The 16,495-nt window shown below is 28.2% G+C and carries 15 protein-coding genes; 9 read left to right on the top strand and 6 right to left on the bottom strand.

Annotated elements, in window-relative coordinates; all coding sequences use genetic code 11:
- Positions 1-60: 60 nt before the first annotated feature.
- Positions 61-1,272 (bottom strand): amidohydrolase family protein, encoded by a 1,212-nt coding sequence (locus METOK_RS04575; RefSeq protein WP_013867052.1) that lies wholly within the window; start codon positions 1,270-1,272, stop codon positions 61-63.
- A gap of 240 nt (positions 1,273-1,512) precedes the next feature.
- Here METOK_RS04575 and METOK_RS04570 point away from each other — a divergent pair, with 240 nt between their 5' ends.
- The 3 genes from METOK_RS04570 to METOK_RS04560 are packed head-to-tail and all read left to right on the top strand — an operon-like array spanning position 1,513 to position 4,876.
- Positions 1,513-2,184: a thymidylate synthase gene (locus METOK_RS04570; RefSeq protein ID WP_013867051.1), complete on the top strand. Its 672-nt coding sequence runs from the start codon at positions 1,513-1,515 to the stop codon at positions 2,182-2,184.
- Between the two features lie 23 nt (positions 2,185-2,207).
- A complete protein-coding gene (locus METOK_RS04565) occupies positions 2,208-3,785 on the top strand; it encodes a pentapeptide repeat-containing protein (RefSeq protein WP_013867050.1) in 1,578 nt (525 codons plus the stop codon).
- A 26-nt stretch (positions 3,786-3,811) separates the two neighbouring features.
- Complete coding sequence (locus tag METOK_RS04560) at positions 3,812-4,876, top strand: hypothetical protein (protein WP_013867049.1); 1,065 nt, start codon at positions 3,812-3,814, stop codon at positions 4,874-4,876.
- 1 nt (position 4,877) lies between these two features.
- Here the strand turns inward: METOK_RS04560 and METOK_RS04555 are convergent, their stop codons facing one another.
- The 3 genes from METOK_RS04555 to METOK_RS04545 form a co-directional block, all read right to left on the bottom strand.
- Positions 4,878-6,452, bottom strand: a complete 1,575-nt coding sequence (locus METOK_RS04555; RefSeq protein ID WP_013867048.1) for a carbamoyltransferase C-terminal domain-containing protein — start codon at positions 6,450-6,452, stop codon at positions 4,878-4,880.
- 168 nt (positions 6,453-6,620) lie between these two features.
- Entirely contained in the window at positions 6,621-6,824 is a 204-nt protein-coding gene (locus METOK_RS04550) for a TOBE domain-containing protein (RefSeq protein WP_013867047.1), read from the bottom strand.
- 198 nt (positions 6,825-7,022) lie between these two features.
- On the bottom strand, positions 7,023-7,241 hold the full coding sequence (locus tag METOK_RS04545; protein ID WP_013867046.1) for a hypothetical protein: 219 nt from the start codon (positions 7,239-7,241) through the stop codon (positions 7,023-7,025).
- Between the two features lie 236 nt (positions 7,242-7,477).
- On the opposite strand from METOK_RS04545, the gene METOK_RS04540 reads away from it, so the two are divergent.
- Both METOK_RS04540 and METOK_RS04535 read left to right on the top strand, forming a co-directional pair.
- A complete protein-coding gene (locus METOK_RS04540) occupies positions 7,478-8,419 on the top strand; it encodes a malate dehydrogenase (protein ID WP_013867045.1) in 942 nt (313 codons plus the stop codon).
- Between the two features lie 209 nt (positions 8,420-8,628).
- Positions 8,629-9,261: a HoxN/HupN/NixA family nickel/cobalt transporter gene (locus METOK_RS04535; RefSeq protein WP_013867044.1), complete on the top strand. Its 633-nt coding sequence runs from the start codon at positions 8,629-8,631 to the stop codon at positions 9,259-9,261.
- Positions 9,262-9,560: 299 nt separating this feature from the next.
- On the opposite strand, the gene METOK_RS04530 is transcribed toward METOK_RS04535, so the two are convergent.
- Complete coding sequence (locus METOK_RS04530; protein ID WP_048057881.1) at positions 9,561-10,760, bottom strand: argininosuccinate synthase; 1,200 nt, start codon at positions 10,758-10,760, stop codon at positions 9,561-9,563.
- A gap of 133 nt (positions 10,761-10,893) precedes the next feature.
- Entirely contained in the window at positions 10,894-11,889 is a 996-nt protein-coding gene (mfnF, locus tag METOK_RS04525) for a (4-{4-[2-(gamma-L-glutamylamino)ethyl]phenoxymethyl}furan-2-yl)methanamine synthase (protein WP_048057880.1), read from the bottom strand.
- Positions 11,890-12,052: 163 nt separating this feature from the next.
- Between mfnF and METOK_RS04520 the strand changes: the two genes are divergently transcribed.
- From METOK_RS04520 to METOK_RS04505, 4 genes are all read left to right on the top strand, one after another.
- Positions 12,053-13,189: a tRNA (guanine(10)-N(2))-dimethyltransferase gene (locus tag METOK_RS04520; RefSeq protein WP_013867041.1), complete on the top strand. Its 1,137-nt coding sequence runs from the start codon at positions 12,053-12,055 to the stop codon at positions 13,187-13,189.
- A 261-nt stretch (positions 13,190-13,450) separates the two neighbouring features.
- Positions 13,451-14,308: a zinc metalloprotease HtpX gene (locus METOK_RS04515; RefSeq protein WP_013867040.1), complete on the top strand. Its 858-nt coding sequence runs from the start codon at positions 13,451-13,453 to the stop codon at positions 14,306-14,308.
- A 65-nt stretch (positions 14,309-14,373) separates the two neighbouring features.
- Positions 14,374-15,033, top strand: coding sequence for a DUF5612 domain-containing protein (locus METOK_RS04510; RefSeq protein ID WP_013867039.1), 660 nt, complete (start codon positions 14,374-14,376; stop codon positions 15,031-15,033).
- A gap of 327 nt (positions 15,034-15,360) precedes the next feature.
- Positions 15,361-16,383, top strand: coding sequence for a type II glyceraldehyde-3-phosphate dehydrogenase (locus tag METOK_RS04505; RefSeq protein ID WP_013867038.1), 1,023 nt, complete (start codon positions 15,361-15,363; stop codon positions 16,381-16,383).
- The last annotated feature ends 112 nt before the right edge of the window (positions 16,384-16,495 follow it).

The raw sequence follows: 16,495 nt of genomic DNA, 5'->3' as shown, positions 1-16,495 counted from the left end.
TTGTTTATGTTTTTATTTTATTTTAATTTTTTAACTATTACGGCTATTTATTATGCTATATTATGTCATTTTTATGATTTTAATATCTCCATTTTCACATCGAGTTATAATTGATGCTACGATATTTTTAGAGTATTTTATTGAATGTGATTTTTTAATAAATGTAAATGTGGCTTTATAGCCCTCATCAATCAATCCAATATCTTTAAGTCCTAAAATCTTAGCATTGTTTATTGTAGCAAATTTTAATATCTCTTTTGGGTCTATGTGATATAATTTATAGATAAAATCCATTTCCTTAAATAAAGATGGGGAGTTAGCCATAAAATTATCTGTTCCAAGACCAGCAAGCACTTTATTTTTTAAAAGCATGGGTATATTAGGCAATCCCACATTAAATGATGCATTTGCCCTTGGACAGACTACAACAGGTATGTTATATTCATATAGGAGCTCTGCCTCATGGGATGTTGCATGGGTTGCATGTATTATAAAATTTGGATTAAGCTTTAAGTCAATTATTCTTTCTATTTCGGTTTTTCCGTAGGTTTCCTTTGAATACTCAACAGAACCTTTATGCTCATTTGCATGTATTGAAAAAATCTTATAATCATTATTTCTAATAAATTTTAAGTCTTTGTCGCTGTATTCATTACATCCACTTAATCCTATCCCATCAGAATTTTTTAAAATATCCCTTATCTCTTTTTTTAATTCCTTATCGTTGGATTTAGGTCTTCCCAAGATTATAGGTTTTGGGGTAATATCGCTATTTTTAATATTTTTAATATTTTTTTTAATATTCTTAGTATCTCCAATATGTTCAGTATTTCCAATATCTTGGGCAATTGATTTTTTAAATAATTCATAAGATTCTTTAAAAATATTTATGCCTCTTAATCCATTCTCCCTAAAATCACAGAAATATTTTATTCCATTGTTACGGAGTTCATGCAATCCATCCAACATCCCATGTATTAAATGTTTATCATCACAGGTATTTAAAAATTTATGCTTCAATCCATTTGGTGGTTTCACAAGCTCATCAAGGGTTTTGTTTATACCGATGTCTTTTATGATATTATCGCCAATATGGGTGTGAGCATTTATTAAGGGGGGCATTATTACTCCATCATATTTTATATAATTTTTAATGTCTTCGTTTGTAAATCCTTTTATTATACCATCTTCAATTACTAAAATACCTTTTTTATATTCAAATTCACTACCATATAGAAAATGTGATTTTAAATATATATTTGGTTTGTCCATGAGTTCACCTCAAAATATAATATAATAAATAAAATAATAAAATAAAAAATAAGATGATAAATAATAGAATTAGAAGATAAAGCTAAAAATATATGATAATAATTTTTTTATGTTGATATATAATAGATAATAAAAAAGATATAAAAATAAAACGTAAATTGAGATAAGTTAAAAAATTAAATTAAAAATTAAAATTATTAAAAATTATAATAAATTTATTAAAAAATTTAAAGTGATACAATGGCAATTTATATTAAAAAACCATCAGTGAGAGTAGCTTATGAATATTTAGTTGAGAAGATATTAAAAGATGGAGAGGACATGATAACAGAGGACGGGCAACGATGTAGAGAACTTAGAAATACAGTAATAGAAATTACAAATCCAAAATTAAAAAGTATAAGCCCCAAATATCCGCTTGGAAAAAAAGCAGTAGAACAATATACAAATAATTTATTATATGGTAGTAAAAATATATTTTCTTACGATTATCATGAGCGTTTATTCAAATATCCTGTAAATAATAATGAAATAAATCAAATAGAATATATTATTGATAAATTAAAGGAACAACCAAATTCAAGGCGTTGTGTGGCAATTACTTGGCAACCCGATATAGATATCGAAGTTAGTAAAAAAGATTATGGTTCTGTTCCCTGCTTGCAGTTTGTCCAGTTTCTTATTAGAGATAACAAATTGCATCAAACGGTATTATTCAGAAGCAACGATTTAATGGTGGCTTTTGTAAGTAACGCATTAGGATTAATTGCATTGGGCGAAAAAGTAGCAGAAGAAGTTGGAGTTGATTATGGGACATATACACACCACAGCGTTTCAATGCATATTTACATAGATAGGGATAAAGATTATATTAAAAAGTATTTTCCAGATTGTTTAAAATATTTAGAATAATTTTTTATTTTTAGGGGGTAATTATGGGAGCTCCTACGATACATTATAAAGATGGAACTACGGAAGATTTTTATGATAAATTTATAGAATGCTTAAAAGAAAATAAAGAATTTAAATTAGAAAATGCCACAGTTGAAGGAGTAGTTTCTATTGCTGATATTTATGATAAAATAAAAGATGATGAGAAATTAAAAGATTTAATTGAGGAAAAAGAAGATGGTATTTATGTTAAAATTAATTTTATCATAACTATTAAAAATATTGAATTTAATGATAAATTTATAATGAAAGGGGCTTTTTTAACCAATTATATTTATAAAAATTACGTTGCATTATTTAAATACATTAGAATAGTGTTTAATGGGAATGTTGAATTTTATAATGTTTTATTTAAAAAAGAAGCCAACTTTAAAGATGCAATATTTGATGGAAGTGTTGATTTTAGGAGCTCCGAGTTTAATGGAGAAGCAGATTTTGAAAATACTTTATTCAATAAATATTTAGAATCAAACAGTGGATATGTGGGTTCTTATTATACTGATTTTTCAGGAGTAGTATTTAAAAATTCATGCAATTTTAACAATGCAATTTTTTACGGAAGCACTGATTTTTCATGCAGCACACATATAAACGATAACCTAAAACAAACTAAATTTCAACAAGAAGCTTCTTTTAGTAAAGTTAAATTTTTTGGAGAAGTTGAATTCAATGCAGTGTTTGGAAAAAAAGAAGATGGGGGTACTTTTAAAAATGTTAATTTTAAAGATGCAGAATTTCATAATAAAACTTCTTTTAATTATTCAGAATTTAACATAAGGGTATTTTTTGAAGAATGTAACTTCAATGGAGAAACATATTTTCAAAATATGGAATTTAAAAGTATCGTTAGTTTTGATAAAACACATTTTAATGAACATGTTGAATATGGTTTTACAAAATTAGAATTTAGAGAATTAGCATCTTTTAAAGAAACAGAGTTTAATGATGGTGTTAATTTTACGAGTATAGAGTTTAACGATGTTATTTTTGAAAATACAAAATTTAAAAATGTGGTATTTGATAGTGTTGAATTTAGAAAAGGTACCAAGTTTGATAATGTAAAATTTCAGGAGGGCGTAGGAATTTTTAACTCTAAATTTCATGGTAAAATGTATTTTGAACATTGTAAATTTAAGGGCATCATAATATGTGAAAACAAATCTTTATATATAAGTAACAATGAAACGCCAAAGAATATATTCTATGAAGATGTTAATTTTTCAACTTGCACTTTTGAAAAAGAAGTTTATTTTATTGGCTCCATTTTTAAAGGAAAAGCTAATTTTTTAGATACTACTTTTAATGGGTATGTTGATTTTAAGGAAGTCATGTTTAATGAATTGAATTGTTATGGATTAACTTTTAAATCTTGTGCAGATTTTAGAGATATTTATTTTGTATTATTAGCCGTTATTGATTGCGTATTTGAGGATTTAGCATTATTCAGAAAAGGTAAATTTAAATCAAAAAAAGATAAAATTGAATTTATAAATAATAAAATTGGATTCAAAAAATTTCAAAAAAATAATAATATTAGTTTAAAAAACCAGATAAACGATTAATATATAATATAACCAATATATTTGAGGTGATTAATAATATAATTAATGATAACTACTTAGCAATATTTAACAATGCTCAATTTTTAAACAAAAATACAAAAATAGAAAACTTTTCACTATCAAAAACATCATTTTTAAAAACAGATGTTAGAGAAGTAATGCTACTATGCGGTATAAAAAAAGAAGAGATTTTAAGCCATAAATTGCTGAAATTTAAGGAATATTTATTACTTAAAGATGTTGATGAAGAATTGAGCAATATATACTCTGGAAAATATAACGATGATTCCAATCTTAATTTTAAAATTCAAAAATTATTGTTAGAAATTGGAAATGACAAACCTCATGATTTTACAATAAAAATTGTAACTTGGATATTACCTAAACTAAAAATGCCACTGAAAACGACCATATCTGTCATAATATCTATTTTGTTAGTGTTATTCATCATAACACCATTATTGATTACGATAGGCTTTAAGATGATTTATGATGATATTATATTAATATCAATAGAATTAATTTTTTTTGTGTTTTTATATCCTTATTTAAAAATTTATAATGCCCTAAAAAAGTTAAAAGATAATATGGATATATATTATTCAGCATATGGTGTTATTTCTGAAGATTTAAATTATAAATCAGTTCTTGCAGAATATAGGAATTTAAGGCTATCTATTGAGAATAATAGAACATATATTGAAGCATCAGAATTATTTAAAAAAGAAATGGAGTTGATAAAAGAAAAGTCTGGGATTTTTGAATATATTGTTATTTTTTTATATGGATTAATATCTGACTATGGAGAATCCATAAAAAAGCCGATAATTGGATTAATTATTTTAATATTTATAACACCACTTATTTTAACAGCTGTTTATTATATAAATCCAGTTATTGAAAATATTAAATTTCCAGATTACTTAATAATATACGCGGGATACTTAAAATCAGTATTGGGAGACAAGTTTTACATAGGAAATGGTAAATCTTTATTGGATACATTAATATATTGTCTATACAGCATAGCTTCAATGATTGTAATAGGTAATCTCTATATCGCACTTAGGAGAAGATTAAGCAGAAAATAAATTAAATCTTCTCGATTAACCAATTTCCTAATAATAAGGCATTACCAACAGATTTAAAGGATTTTAAAGCATCTTGTTCATTGCAAACGATAGGCTCGCCGTGTAGATTGAAACTTGTATTTAAAACCATTGGAATATTCGTATTTTCATAAACATGATTTATTATATCGTAATAGGTTTTATTAAATTCTCTTTTTAATGTCTGAGCTCTGGTAGTATTATCCACATGAACAACGCCATCTATTTTATTTTTATTCTCATGTTTTATATCGAATAATAAGGTCATAAATGGACTGTATGAAGGATTAATAATATAATCGTCAATATGCTCATAAAGTATGGTAGGTGCAAAAGGCATAAAATTATCCCTATTAAGCATTTTATTAATCTTTTCTGAGTTTTCCTTAGTAGGTAGTGATATTATGCTTCTATTTCCCAACGCCCTAGGTCCAAATTCCATTTTACCTCTACAAAGACATACAATTTTATTATTTACTATAAGATTTCCAATAGTTTCTGGGAGCTCCTCTTCTTCCACATAGGTTATTTTATAATTTTTGTGGATATTACTATCATTATTGTATAGGAGCTCCATATCTTCATTTTTAATTTCATATCCCAAATAGGTATTTTTTAAGGTTATCTCCTTATTTTTGGTTTTTTTATTTTTTTTATTATTAAATAGTAATGCAGAACCAACAGAAAGTCCCTCATCCCCCATAAACGGCGGGACATATAGGTTATAATTTTCGGCTATTTTTTTATTTAATTTAACATTTTGTGCCACTCCGCCGCTGAAAACTATATTATTTATTCCAGTTTCTTTTGAAAAATCATTTATCATTTTTAAAACAACATCTTCAAGGGTTTTTTGAGCATATTTTGAAATCAACACCTTATTTTTGAAATCTACATTTTTATTTAAATTAAAAATCCTCTTTAATGCCTTTGTAGCTTCATATCCAACAATACCAAGGTAATTCTCAAAGGATTTTCTTTTACTATCGTAATCAATAACTTTTAAATTGATAGGTGATTCATCTACGCAGTCATAACTGGATAAACTCATAACTTTTCCTTCATCTTCCATAGGTTTAAATCCTAAAACCTCTGTAATGGAGGCGTAGAAATCACCAACAGAATCTATTAAATCATTCTGTGCCAATAGCTCCAAACCTTTTTTATTTCCAATTGATACGGTTGAAGAGAGAGCATCTCCTCCACCATCCATTGTAATTATCAAACATTCCTTAAAATTGGATAATTTATACAATGAAGCATGGCACAAATGATGGTTAAAATATACCATAGGAACATTTACTTCTTTTTGAAAATTTTTTAATGCTTTTAACCGATTTCCTTTTCTAAAAATGCCTCCTACGGTTATTATATCTATTGTGCTTTCTTTATCTAATTTTTTTATCTCATTCAATATATAATTTACAGAATATTTTGGAAATCCTCTCTGATTTTTCTTTCTTGTAAATCTCTCCTCACTTATGGCATACCTTATATTATTGTTATTATCTATTAAACAGGCACTTGCATTATGTCCATCGTGGATTCCTAATATCATAACATCACATTAATAATAAATTTAAATTAAAAAGCTCAAAATTTTAATAAAAAATAGAAACATAATTATTGTTAAAAAATTATTAAAAATTATTAAAAAATAAATATAATAAAAAATTATTTTGTAGTTAAAATAAATAGAAAATAAATATATAAATATAATATTTATTTATTTTCCAATTGCAACAGATGTTGATTTGATTAAAGCCACTACTTCATCCCCTACTTTAATATCCAAATCATCCAAAGCATCTTTTGTAATTACTGAAACTATCCTTTGGTCCCCTACTTTAACAAAAACTTCCGCCATAACCTGACCCACTTTAATATCTTCCACAGTTCCTTTTAATTTATTTCTAACACTCACTTTCACATTCCCACCTCATATTATATTTTTACAATATTTTATTTTAAATATTTAACATAAAATGCTAATTACTGATATATGCCTAAGTTATATATATAATTATCGATGAAATTGGATATTATGAGATAAAGCAAATTTAAATATTTTCGGAGCTCCGACTCCAATAATCCAAAATATTGTATTATAAATATAAAATAAAAAAATTTAAGATTTCATCGAAATTGTGTAAGCTTTATTTGCCCAATAATCCAATATATCATTTATTTTTCGTTTATTATTCTTTTTTTTCTTTGCTATTATTTTTAATTTATTTACTGCATATTTCATTTCATGTTCTGACATCAAAGGGGCATTTATTAATATATCTATTGCCATTTTATCTGTTTCATCCATTTCATCAATATCTTCCATGAATTTAACCATAGCAATGACCTCAATAAATTCTTAATTATTAATTAAAATAAATTTTATATTTATTAAAATAAATCTTAATAGAGTATAATTCATATTTATAATTTTTTATTTTAAATTTAGTAATAATATAATATATTTTATAACATTTATTAATAATAACTTTGTTATAAATATTAACAATCTTAACATATATATAGATTATGGTTTAATATTTAATCAAAAATTTTTAATTATAAGGTGAGATTATGAAGGTGTCTGTAATTGGGGCTTCTGGAAGAATTGGGTCAATGGTATCATTTCTACTTGCAAAGGAACCGTATATAAACCATATAAATTTAATATCAAGAGAAAAATCACTAAACAAGTTAAAAGGAATAAAAATGGATATATATGATGCCCTTGCAGCTGAGGGTAGGGATGCTGAAATTGAAGTTCATAGTGAAAAAGACCTTTCAGTGGTGGATGGGAGTGAAATTACCATTATTCCAGCAGGTGTTCCAAGAAATGATAAAATGTCAAGACTTGATTTAGCAAAAGAAAATGCAAAAATTGTTAAAAATTATGTAAGAAATTTATCTAAAACCTGCGATACAAAATTGTTTATGATAACAAATCCCGTAGATGTAATGACCCAAAAGGCATTGGTTGAAAGTGGATATGAAAAAAATCAGGTTTTTGGACTTGGAACTCATTTAGATTCTATGAGGTTTAAAGTGGCAATTGCAAAATATTTCGGAGTGCATATCGATGATGTTAGAACAAGGATAATTGGAGAACATGGGGATACCATGGTTCCATTACTAAGTGCCACGGCAATTGGAGGCATTCCTATAAATCGATTACCCGGTTTTGAAAACTTGCCATATCAAAAAATAGTTGATTTTGTAAAAAATGGGGGGAAAAGAATAATAGAGTTAAAAGGAGGTTCTGAATATGGACCAGCCTCTGCCATAGTAAATGTTGTTAAGTGCATAATCCATAACGATAAACGACTATTAACACTTTCTGCCTATTTAGATGGGGAGATAGATGGAATAAAAGATGTATGTATCGGAGCTCCTGTTGTAGTAGGAAAAAATGGAATAGAGGAAGTAGTCCCTATAAAAATAAGCGATGATGAATTTAAAGCATTTAAACACTCTGTTGAAGTTGTAAAAAATTGTTGGAATGAAGTTAAAGATATTTAATTTCTATTTTCCAATTTTAAAGTTATTGAGTAATACCATTTTTTTATTTTTCATATTATTTATTAAAATTTTCAATTAAAGACATTTTTAATATTTAACAATTTACTTTTTTTAGTAATAACTTATTTATATATTAATTACAATTTAGTATTATTAGGTAATAATATATTTAAGTTATTTAAATATTAAATATTACGATGGTGATATTTATGGAGCTCCTATGGATATTAACTGCATTCACACTTGGCTTTATACATGCCCTTGAACCAGGGCATGGCAAATCAGTTATGGCAGCCTATGTTCTGGGAACTGAGGCAAGTTTAAAAGATGCATTGCTTCTTGGTCTCACAGTGGTTATTTCTCACACTTCAACTGTTTTTTTATTGGGTATTTTTTCGATATACTTAATTGAAAGCATGAGCTCAGAGATGACCCACGATATAATGAGTGTAATTGGTGGTGGGATATTGATAACCATAGGATTTTGGATTTTAAAAAATAATTATTTCCATCCTCATGAGCATAAACTAAATATAAAAAAAGGAGTTTTGGCAATAGGTCTTTCTGCGGGACTTGTTCCATGCCCTGCGGCTCTTGCGGTATTGTTATTCAGCATATCAAGTGGCAATCTATACGATGGACTTATTTATGTGTTTATATTTAGTTTGGGACTTTCACTAAGTATATCTTTGCTATCGGTATTGTTTGTAAAGGGAAAACAGTTTATAGAAAAATATATTCAAAGTAAAAACATAAATAAACTTCCATTAATAAGTGGTATTGTAATCATGTTAATTGGCATATATACCATAAGTCATCCATTATTGGAGCATTTTATTTAGATTAAAAAATAAAAGATAAGATATAACGATAGGATATAATAGGATATGATTAAAATATAGTTAAATGTTTATGGTTATATAATATATTCAACCATAATTATCAAATCTATTTATTTTTTTATTATTCCTTCTTGATATTGGTTATAACATTAATTATTAAAAACTAAAAAAATAATTAAAAATAAATTAGAAATATTAAAATTTAAAGGCAGGAAAATTTATTTTATTTATTTTATTATTTAGGTTATTAGGCTAATTTTTATATTATTATCTTTATTTATATATTTATTTCTTTCTTTTTATTTATTTTTATTTTTCACAGTTTCATAAAGTGCTGCTTGCAAACCATGGAATTTAACCATTCCAACAATTTCCCTCTGGTCTAAATCTTTATCTTCAAATGATATGAGCTCCTGACTGTATAATGCATAGGGACTTTCTCTTCCTACAACTTTAATTGAACCAGCGTATAATTTTACTCTGACATTTCCACATACTCTTTTCTGGGTTTTATCTACAAATGCATCCAAATCTTCTCTTAATGGCTCATGCCAAAGCCCTTTGTAAATTAAATCTGCATAAATGGAATCCACCATTTCCTTAAACTTCAATTCTTCTCTTGTTAAAACCAAATGTTCCAGTGCCTTGTGTGCCGTTATAAGCATTACAGCACCTGGACATTCATAGTTTTCTCTTGATTTTAAGCCCAATATTCTATCTTCGATTATATCTATTCTCCCAACACCGTTTCTCCCTGCTATTTTATTTGCTTCTCTTATTATATCAACTGGACTTAATTTTTTTCCATTTATTTTAACAGGAACTCCATTTTCAAATTCTATTTCAACATACTCTTCTTCTTTACATTCTTTTGGGTTTTTTGTCCATGCAAATGCATCTTCTGGTGTCTCAAACATTGGGTCTTCTAAAACTCCTCCTTCAATACTCCTTCCCCAAAGATTCTCATCAATACTGTATTTTTTACTTTCAGTAGGTATTGGAATACCATTTTGTTTAGCGTATTCGATTTCTTCATTTCTTGTTAAGTTTAAATCCCTAATTGGTGCTATTACTTCCATATCAGGTGCTTTTGCCCTAATTATTGTTTCAAATCTAAATTGGTCATTTCCTTTTCCCGTGCATCCATGTGCTATTGCGTCGGCATTTAATTCCCTTGCTAATTCAACCAATTTTAAGGCTATAAGTGGTCTAGCTAATGATGTAGATAATGGATAGCCTTCATACATTGCATTTGCTTTTATTGCTCTAAATATATAATCCCTTGCAAATTCTTCCTTAGCATCTATTGTATAATGTGCATAAACGCCGTATTTTTTCGCTTTTTCCTCCGGCTCTTTTAAGTCTTCCTCAGGCTGTCCAACATCTACACATGCTGAAACTACCTTATAATTATATTTATCCTCCAACAATTTTAAACAGCAACTTGTATCAAGACCACCCGAATATGCTAAAACTGCTATTTTTTCCTTTTCTGCCATCATATCACCTTTTATTAATAAAAATATAATATTAATATAATAATTCCTTATCATTTCTTTTATTAGAGTATATTATATTTCATCTTTTTATTTTTTATTATTATTTTTTATTTTATTAATTATTACTTTCTTATTACTTTTTATTTCTATTGCTGAGTAATTTAGCTACGGCAAAACTTGGAGTGGCAAGAGACACATCTTTACCATATTTTTCTTTAATTGATACAATATTGTAATTATAATCCTTCAATGCATCCTTTAAAACCTCTTCTCCAAGTCCTGTAATTACAATATTATTTAAATTATATTTTTTGGAAACTTTATTTACATTATAAGTTATAAGATTTAAAAGTTTTCCATAAAATTGGTTAGCTATGCTAATTATATCATGCTTATTTATTTGCTCCAAATCACCACACAACATCCTTGATAACCTTACCATGCTACTTTTTTTATCAGGAGGAGCTCCGTCTGGTGTATCACAAGTATATTGTTCCGATGAAATTTTATCCAAAATAATATGTATATCTCCTGTAATTGCAAAGTATTCAGATGATATGTTTGTTTCCTTTTCTTTGTATAATATGGTATTTCCTAAAAATGATAGCGGAGTTCTAAGTGTTCCAACATAAACCAACTCATTATTCATTAACCTATCTAAATCAGTTTTATTTGCCATTATATTTCCATCTTTTATAGGAATTATATCCGTTGTTGTAGAACCCATATCAACAAGTATGCAGTTATTGTTTATGCTGTTGCACACAAAATTTGCCGTAGCTGTCCAATTAGATGCAGAAACTTTTAAATATTCTTTCTTTGCTTCATCAGTTGTTAAAAAATTCCCATCAACATCAAAAACATAAATCTCTTTGTTTGGGAAGGCATTTTCAACAGAATCCAATATATCATTTACTCCTTCCTTTTTAGTTTCATAAGCATCCGCGAGCTCAGCCGTCATTACAACTGCTACTTTTTTTATGTCTTTATTGTTATATGTTTGTAGGAGCTCCGTAAGTTTTTCATTAGTTTTCCACATTGGAAAGTAAATATGATGAATTTTATAATCGCCTTCCTTTAACTCAGTTATTTTTGTGTTTGCACCGCCTATATCTATTCCAAGTATCATCATCTCACCAGAATATGCGTAATATTGCTATATATAAAAATACAATAAAGGTTATTTATTTAATCTAATACTATATTATATAATACTTATATGCATTCCATCTTCCTAATATTTTATTTTACAGATATTTAAAGGAATATAAATATATATTAGTGGTGAGCTCATGAAAATCATTACCGAGGGAAACACAAAATTAAAGGTTCCAAAAGATAGGACATTATCTAAAAAGGATAAGATATTTTACAATCCAATAATGGAGATTAACCGAGATATTTCTGTTTCAGTAATTCAGAGCTTCTTAAACCATTACAAAAGGGACGAATTTATAATATGCGACCCCCTATGTGGAAGTGGTGCAAGAGGATTAAGATATGCTAAGGAATTAAAAAACCCTTCTGGAACTGTAAAAGTTATAATTGGAGATATAAACCCAAATGCTGTAAAATTGGCTAAGGAAAATCTAAAAGTAAATGAACTGGATAATGTGGAAATCATACATAAGGATGCCAATGTTCTTCTCTCAGAGAATTTCAGAACATTCAATGTTGTAGATTTAGACCCATTTGGTTCTCCAAACCCCTATATCGACAGTGCCATAAGGAGTTGCATTACAAAAAACGGTATTTTATGCATGACTGCTACGGATACAGCGGTTTTATGCGGAGCTTACAAAAAGGCATGTATTAGAAATTATGACGCTATTCCTATTAAAGGAGATAAGGAACTGGCTATAAGGCTACTAATAGGATATGCCATAAGAGTGGCATCAAAATACGATATAGGACTTAGACCTATATTCTCACATATCACTGACCATTATGCAAGAACCTTTTTGATTACTGAGAGGGGGGCAAATAGGGCTGATAATGCCATTAAAAAATTAGGATATATCAAGGCTGTTAATGAAGAAAAGATTGTAAAAAATCGTGATGAGGGATTTGAAAAAGGATTTAGAGGGTTGTTTTATTTGGATAAAATAAATGATTTGGATATTGTAAATGGAACGTTAAAAGTTGCAGAAGATAGAAATTACTCTGAAAGAAGCAGAAAAATAATAAAAACTATATCTGAGGAATGCCAAATAAATCAAATTGGGTGTTATGATATTCACAAAATTTGTAGTATTATAAAGGAGCTCGTGCCACCAATGAACGAATTAATTACTAAATTAAAGGAGCTTGGATTTAAAGTATCTAGGGTTCATTATAACCCAAATGGTATTAAAACTGATGGAAAAATCGTTGATATTGTAGAATGTATTTGTAAATATAATAATAAAATAAATAATAATATAATTTAATAAAATAATATGTAATAATAAAATACCAATAAATATAATCAAATGATAATAGAAATTATAATAATACAGTATGATGATGCTATAATGATTGATATTAAAATCAAAATGAATATGCTTAGCTAATGAGCTAAAATGATATAATAAAAAAATAGTTAATTACGCATATATAACATTTAAACATTTATAAATATACATAAAATGTAAAATGGTAAATACGATAATAAAATAAAATAAAAACTATAAAAGGCTTTGGTGGTCTATATGTTATCCACATTAAAAACAGTCTTTCTATTAGCATTATTGACAGGTTTGCTGTATGGTGCATGTTTGGTCTTTCATATTCATCCATTAATTGCCATAATAATTGCATTAATTCCAAACCTTATAGCTTATTTTTTTAGTGATAAAATCGTGTTGATGAGTTATGGCGCAAAAATTGTAGATGAAAGGGAAGCCCCCACTCTTCATAGGATTGTCGAGAAAGTGGCAAAACGAGCAGGCATCCCAAAACCAAAGGTTGCAATAGTAGATACGCCTACACCAAATGCATTTGCAACAGGTAGAGACCCAAAACATGCAGTGGTTGCAGTCACAACTGGCATATTAAATCTACTAACACCACAGGAGCTCGAAGGTGTAATTGCCCACGAGATAAGCCATGTAAGGCATAGGGATATATTGATAAGCTCTATTGTTGCAGTAATTGCTGGTGCTATTATGTATTTAGCAAACATACTACAATGGGGTATGATATTTGGATTCGGAAGAGATGAAGAGGAGAGCCCTTGGGAGTTCATAGGTTCTATATTATTTGTAATACTTGCCCCTATTGCTGCAACCATTATACAGCTTGCAATTTCTCGACAAAGGGAATTTTATGCCGATGAAGGAGGTGCAAAATATTCGAACCCCATATATCTTGCAAATGCCCTTGCAAAACTTGAAAGGGGTGTAAGTCTATATCCACTGGAACACGGAAATCCTGCAACAGAACACATGTTTATTGTAAATCCATTTAGAGGAGAAAGTTTTATGAAGTTATTTTCAACACACCCGCCAACAGAGGAAAGAATAGAAAGATTAATGGAAATGGCTAAAAATCCAAAATATTTAAGATAAAAATGAAATAATAAAAAATTAAAAAATAACAATATAAATAAAAAAGGTAATAATAAGGTAATAATATGGAAGTTGGATTGACTGTTATAGCAGACAATAAAATAGGGGTTTTACACAAATTAACTGGTATTATTTCAAAATTGGGGGGAAATATACTATACACTCAGCAGTTTATAAAGGGCGATAATACAGGGTTAATCTATATGGAAATAGAGATAGAAACTGAAAAGGATGAAGAACTGCTACTAAACGCAGTAAAATCAATGGAATGTATAAAAGAGGTAGAGCTCCATAACACACTTAAAAAAATATTCGGTAAAAGAATAATTATAATAGGTGGAGGAGCTCAGGTTTCACAGGTTGCACTTGGAGCAATAAGTGAAGCAGACAGGCACAATATAAGGGGAGAAAGAATAAGTATCGACACAATGCCTGTCGTTGGAGAGGATAATTTAGCAGATGCCGTAGCTTCCGTTGAAAAACTTCCAAGAGTGGGATTGTTGGTCCTTGCAGGTTCATTAATGGGGGGAAAGATAACAGAAGCAGTGAAAAAACTTAAAGAAAAAACAGGGCTATATGTAATATCATTAAACATGTTTGGAAGTGTTCCAAGGGTAGCTGATTTGGTTGTTACTGACCCTATTCAAGCTGGGGTGCTTGCAGTTATGACAATTGCAGATACGGCAAAATTTGATATAAATAGAGTTAAAGGAAGGATTATTTAATATATATCTTTATAACATACTTATGATTAAAAGCTTCTATCATTATCTTTTTTATTTTTATATTTTTATTACTCATTTTGGTAAATAAGTTAATAATTATGATGTTAAGTTGTAATAAAATTAATTTTACCAACCATATTATATACTTGAAAATAATAGATAATTATTTATATTTTTATGTATATATTTTATCACATACTAATACACTAAATTTCCGTATAAGATAAAATATTAATGGAATAATTATTATATTTAATAGATAATTAGCATGATACTTATAAGATACTTATAATTATTGTCTAAAATAAAAATTTGGGAGTGATATTAATGGCAAAGGTCTTAATAAATGGTTATGGTTCAATAGGTAAAAGAGTAGCTGACGCAGTGTCTAAACAGAAAGATATGGAAGTAATTGGAGTTACAAAAACAAAACCTGATTTTGAAGCTAAAATGGCTGTCGATAAAGGCTATAAGCTATACGCTGCCATACCTGAAAGAAAATCACTGTTCGAGGAAAAGGGGGTAGATATTGAAGGAACAATTTTTGATGTAATAGAAGATGCAGATATAGTTGTAGATTGTGCTCCGGGAGGGATAGGAAAGGAAAATTTAGAAAATATCTATAAAAAATACAATGTAAAAGCAATACTTCAAGGCGGTGAAAAGGCACAGTATGTGGAGGATAATTTTAACGCCCTTTGGAGCTACGACAGGTGTTATGGTAAGGACTATATAAGAACTGTGTCCTGTAATACCACTGGATTATGTAGGACATTATATGCCATAAACTCAGCCACTGACATTGTAAAAGCAAGGGTTGTGTTAATAAGAAGAGGGGCTGACCCCAATGATGCAAAAAGAGGTCCAATAAATGCAATAGTCCCAAATCCACCAACTATCCCATCCCACCATGGACCCGATGTATGTTCCGTAGTGCCAGAGCTCGAAGGTAAAATAATCACTTCCGCAGTAATAGTGCCTACAACATTGATGCACATGCATTCTTTAATGGTAGAAACCACTGGAACAACAAAAGATGATATAATTGATGCCATTGAGAAAACTCCAAGGATATTTACAGTAAGTGCAGAGGATGGTTTAAATTCAACAGCTACAATTATTGAATTTGCAAGGGATTTAGGTAGAGTAAGGTATGATTTAAATGAAATAGCAATATGGAAAGAAAGCATAAATGTAGTAGATAATGAAGTGTTTTTAATGCAGGCAGTTCATCAGGAAAGCGATGTAATTCCTGAAAATGTAGATTGTATAAGGGCTATGTTGCAGATGGAAGATGACAACATGAAATCAATTGAAATGACAAATAAAGCCATGGGATTGATGAAATAATTACATTTTATTTTTTATTAATTTTAAAAATCTAGATTACATATATATTTATTTAATCTACCTCCAAATACTTATTATAATAGTAATATATGTGGTATGTGGTTTTATACAT

The organism is Methanothermococcus okinawensis IH1, assembly GCF_000179575.2.
Taxonomy (GTDB): Archaea; AGJL01; Methanococci; order Methanococcales; family Methanococcaceae; genus Methanofervidicoccus; species Methanofervidicoccus okinawensis.
This window is presented reverse-complemented; position numbering and strand designations above follow the sequence as displayed.

Coding starts and splice junctions, on each gene's coding strand:
- METOK_RS04575 (WP_013867052.1), bottom strand. CDS start 1,272: ATGGACAAACCAAATATATATTTAAAATCACATTTTCTATATGGTAGT.
- METOK_RS04570 (WP_013867051.1), top strand. CDS start 1,513: ATGGCAATTTATATTAAAAAACCATCAGTGAGAGTAGCTTATGAATAT.
- METOK_RS04565 (WP_013867050.1), top strand. CDS start 2,208: ATGGGAGCTCCTACGATACATTATAAAGATGGAACTACGGAAGATTTT.
- METOK_RS04555 (WP_013867048.1), bottom strand. CDS start 6,452: ATGATATTAGGAATCCACGATGGACATAATGCAAGTGCCTGTTTAATA.
- METOK_RS04545 (WP_013867046.1), bottom strand. CDS start 7,241: ATGGTTAAATTCATGGAAGATATTGATGAAATGGATGAAACAGATAAA.
- METOK_RS04540 (WP_013867045.1), top strand. CDS start 7,478: ATGAAGGTGTCTGTAATTGGGGCTTCTGGAAGAATTGGGTCAATGGTA.
- METOK_RS04535 (WP_013867044.1), top strand. CDS start 8,629: ATGGAGCTCCTATGGATATTAACTGCATTCACACTTGGCTTTATACAT.
- METOK_RS04530 (WP_048057881.1), bottom strand. CDS start 10,760: ATGGCAGAAAAGGAAAAAATAGCAGTTTTAGCATATTCGGGTGGTCTT.
- mfnF (WP_048057880.1), bottom strand. CDS start 11,889: ATGATACTTGGAATAGATATAGGCGGTGCAAACACAAAAATAACTGAG.
- METOK_RS04520 (WP_013867041.1), top strand. CDS start 12,053: ATGAAAATCATTACCGAGGGAAACACAAAATTAAAGGTTCCAAAAGAT.
- METOK_RS04515 (WP_013867040.1), top strand. CDS start 13,451: ATGTTATCCACATTAAAAACAGTCTTTCTATTAGCATTATTGACAGGT.
- METOK_RS04510 (WP_013867039.1), top strand. CDS start 14,374: ATGGAAGTTGGATTGACTGTTATAGCAGACAATAAAATAGGGGTTTTA.
- METOK_RS04505 (WP_013867038.1), top strand. CDS start 15,361: ATGGCAAAGGTCTTAATAAATGGTTATGGTTCAATAGGTAAAAGAGTA.